Raw genomic sequence first — 3,835 nt, 5'->3', positions numbered from 1 at the left:
TCGAAACGCCTGCTGGCAGTAATATAAATCAAGCTGAAAATTTAGGTGAGCCAATTGTTAGCACTTCAAGCCCTGAAAAACCAAATATAACCTCAGAACAGCAACAGCTAACCACAAGCCAAAGTCAAAATCAAAATTCAGTACCTAAATTAGAAAAAACTGCAACTGCACAAGAATTATTTACAGCAGTTCTCGCAAGAGTTAAGGCAAAAGCAGGCGTTACAAATGCTCAAATATCATCAGCAGTATCTAACAAAGTTAATGCAATGGTTGCATCTGGTGAAATTTCAGAAGCTGAGCTTGCATCAATGGCAGATTTACTAGCTGCTGAGATAAATGGTATGGAGTTTTTAGGCGTTACTGATAATAAACCAAACCCTCCAAAAGCGAGTGAGGAAAAAGGAAAAGGTATACTTTCTTCCCTAGTTACATCAAATACTAAAGATAAAAAAGATAGCAAACCATCATAAATTATTCTATTTAATTATTAAACTTATTCATTCCCGCGAAAGCGGGAATCTAAATAAAAAAATGGATACCTTTTCTGTGGGTATGAATTGAGGTTAGGCTTGGTAATCCTGATAAACTCCAAAAAACTATATAATATGCAACCAGTTAGAGGCACAAAAGATTATATTTTTGAAGATGCTGAAAAATTTGAGGCGATAATAAATATTGCTCAAAACATATCTCAAAATTATAATTTCAAAACAATCCACACCCCAATTTTTGAGGAAACCCAAGTGTTTTCAAGATCAATGGGGGAAGAAAGCGATGTTGTATCCAAAGAAATGTATTCCTTTGATACTAAAGGTGGGGAGAATATAACGCTTCGCCCTGAATTCACCGCTGGGATTGTGAGAGCCTTTATTTCCAATGGTTTACAACAGCATATACCACTAAAATTATTTTCTTACGGGCCAGTTTTTAGGTATGAACGCCCACAAAAAGGCAGGCAACGGCAATTTCACCAAGTTAATTTTGAATATTTTGGCAATCCAGAACCAACTGCCGATGCTGAAATGATTTTCTGTGCCTCGCAATTACTTGAAAATCTAGGAGTTTCAGAGGGTTTATCACTTAACATTAACACGCTTGGTGATAGTGAATCTCGCAAAAATTATCAATCCGCTTTGGTGGAGTATCTCTCAAAATATCAAGTGGAATTATCAGAAGATAGCAAAAGAAGGCTCGCTAAAAACCCCTTAAGAATCTTGGATTCCAAAGATGAAAATGATAAAAAAATTATCGCAACAGCACCTTTAATTTCAGATTATTTGAATGATTTTTCTAAAAATTTCTTTGAAAAATTGCTGAATTTTATCTCTGGAAAAATTAAAACAGAAATCAAAGTTAACCCTAAAATCGTTCGAGGGCTTGATTATTATAGCCATTCAGTTTTTGAATTTATTTTAGAAAGTGAAAATTTAGGCTCACAAAATACTATTCTAGCAGGTGGCAGATATGATGCTTTAGTTGAACAAATGGGTGGTAAACAAACCCCAGCAATTGGCTTTGCAGCTGGCGTTGAAAGGCTTATGCTCGCATCTCAAATATCAAGGAAGAATAATAATTTACTCGCAATAATTTCTGATTTTGATGATAAAGCACTTGAAACAGCTTCAATTTTAAGAGCTAAGAATATTAATTGTGAAGTTATTTTCTCAGGCAAATTCGCAAAAAAAATCCAGAAGGCTGATAAAATTGGTTCAAAAAATATCCTATTCATTTTTGAAGATAAAATTGAAATCAAAAATCTAGATTCTGGCGAGCAGAAAATTACTAATATTTCAGAAGTGATACAAAATTACTCTTCTATATAAAATTTGCCATAAATTGAAAAATCTGTTTCAATTTTGAACAAATTATTGCCAACCCTAAAACCACTAAAAAATTTTATCCTTATATAACAATGAGTTATTTGCTTTGCAATTTGGCATGATAGTAGCTTTGTATAAACTATAACAAATTATCTCGGGGGGGATAGGGGTTATGGTGAAAAACACAAATGAATTAGATAAAATTATTGGTGCAAAGATAGTTTCTGCAAGAATTATGCACGGGCTTAACCGAAAAGCCCTAGCAGACAATCTAGGAATTACCCATCAACAGCTACAAAAATATGAAAAGGGCTATAATAGAATAAGTGCTTCAAGGCTTGCCCATATTGCTGAAATATTGAATCTTCAAATTGAATATTTTTATACTGAAACTAAAGAGGAAAAATCTCTGCGTGAAGAAGGTTCTGATTATGATATTGGCTCAATCAATGAGATTATGAGATTGACTGCAAAAATTAAGAATAAAACTAAATTAGATGCAATCAAAAATCTCATAAAATCAATGAGTTCAGAATAGGCAAAATTATTTTATCAAAAACTAATTGAAGTAAAATTTTAGCGATGTAGAATCTGCTTATAAATCTTATTGTAGGTTAATATGGCAGGAAGTTTGAATAAAGTTCTCTTAATTGGAAATCTCGGAAAAGACCCGGAAATCAGAAGCACAGGCGATGGCAGAGAAGTTGCAAATTTTGTTATTGCAACCAATGAATATTGGACAGATAAAAACACTGGCGAAAAAAAGGAAAAAACTGAATGGCATAGGGTTGCTTGCTTTAATCCAGCACTTGTGAATGTGTGCAAGAATTTTCTCAAGAAAGGGAGCAAAATTTTTGTAGAAGGGCAGTTGCAAACTCGTAAATGGCAGGATCAACAAGGTCAAGAAAGATACACAACCGAAGTAATTTTACAGGGCTATAATTGCAATATCACAATGCTTGATAGGCTGAATGATAATAACCCATCTTCTGATTATTCTTCAGGCGGTAATTCAGGCTATAGATCATCTGGTGGTTCTTCTGCAAGGCAACAAAACACTGCACCTGCGGACTCATTTGATGATGATATTCCTTTTTAATTATACCTTTTTTCTTAAGATGCAGAATTTATAATCCTAATCTCTCTTTGAGGGAAGGGGATTGAGATTTTTTCTTCCTTAAATTTTTGCCAAATTTCAATTAAAATTTCATCTTTTGGTTCTAGCCTGCCATCTGTAACATCATCAATCCAAGCGTAAAGCAAGATATTTATTGAGCTTTCCGCAAATTCATCAATGAAAACTGAAGGTGGTTTTTCTGTGCTAATTTTAGGGTGATTTTTGGCGACATTCAGCATTATCTCTTTAGCTTTTATTAAATTAGAATCATAGGCAACGCCAATTTTTATATCAATTCTCGCTTTTTTATCGCTGTAAGTAAGGTTAGTAACGCGAGAGGTAATAAAATCTTCATTCGGAATCATAATTTCTTTACCATCAAAACATTCAATCAAAGTATGGCGAGCGTTCGTTTTCCTAACTGTTCCCATTGCACCATTGCCGAGATCAACTAAATCACCTTCTTCAACTGAGCCTTCAAAAAGCAGAATTAATCCACTGATAAAATTAGATGCAATCTTCTGCAAACCAAAGCCTAAGCCAATACCAATTGCCCCACTAAAAACAGCGAGTGCGGTTAAATCTAAGCCCATCACATCAAGTCCAATCAAGAAAACGACTATATAAATTATAATACTAAAAATTTTACCGAATAATGCTCGAGTGCTTGGGGTTAGAGTTTTTACCTTTGAAAGTGAGGATTGTGCGAAATCTGAAAGTCTCAAAGCGAACCAAATAAACATTATTAAAATGAATATAGTTTTGAGAATTAAGTAAGGCGTAACTTTAGTTTTTCCGATTTTGATTGTATATTGCTCTTGGCTTAGAAAATCTGCAATTGGTCTAATTTGACCTTGATGCCATAGAATTGCTGCACCAATTAAAATAAACCAAGGCA

Annotated in this window: 5 protein-coding genes; 4 read left to right on the top strand and 1 reads right to left on the bottom strand. The window is 33.9% G+C overall.

The annotated features are described in order from the left end of the window. The 4 genes from SFT90_08170 to ssb all read left to right on the top strand — a co-directional run. The coding region (locus SFT90_08170) for a hypothetical protein (protein ID MDX1950450.1) at positions 1-470 on the top strand (470 nt) is incomplete at its 5' end. Positions 471-605: 135 nt separating this feature from the next. Next, positions 606-1,823: a histidine--tRNA ligase gene (gene hisS / locus SFT90_08165; protein MDX1950449.1), complete on the top strand. Its 1,218-nt coding sequence runs from the start codon at positions 606-608 to the stop codon at positions 1,821-1,823. 169 nt (positions 1,824-1,992) lie between these two features. Further along, entirely contained in the window at positions 1,993-2,358 is a 366-nt protein-coding gene (locus SFT90_08160) for a helix-turn-helix transcriptional regulator (protein MDX1950448.1), read from the top strand. 81 nt (positions 2,359-2,439) lie between these two features. Beyond that, positions 2,440-2,919 (top strand): single-stranded DNA-binding protein, encoded by a 480-nt coding sequence (gene ssb / locus SFT90_08155; protein MDX1950447.1) that lies wholly within the window; start codon positions 2,440-2,442, stop codon positions 2,917-2,919. Between the two features lie 14 nt (positions 2,920-2,933). Here the strand turns inward: ssb and SFT90_08150 are convergent. Next, a partial coding sequence (locus SFT90_08150; protein ID MDX1950446.1) for a mechanosensitive ion channel occupies positions 2,934-3,835 on the bottom strand: 902 nt, incomplete at its 5' end.

The organism is Rickettsiales bacterium, assembly GCA_033762595.1.
Taxonomy (GTDB): Bacteria; Pseudomonadota; Alphaproteobacteria; order Rickettsiales; family UBA8987; genus JANPLD01.
Note: the sequence above shows the minus strand (reverse complement) of the source record. Positions and strands in the feature narration are given on the sequence as shown.

Coding starts and splice junctions, on each gene's coding strand:
- SFT90_08160 (MDX1950448.1), top strand. CDS start 1,993: ATGGTGAAAAACACAAATGAATTAGATAAAATTATTGGTGCAAAGATA.
- hisS (MDX1950449.1), top strand. CDS start 606: ATGCAACCAGTTAGAGGCACAAAAGATTATATTTTTGAAGATGCTGAA.
- ssb (MDX1950447.1), top strand. CDS start 2,440: ATGGCAGGAAGTTTGAATAAAGTTCTCTTAATTGGAAATCTCGGAAAA.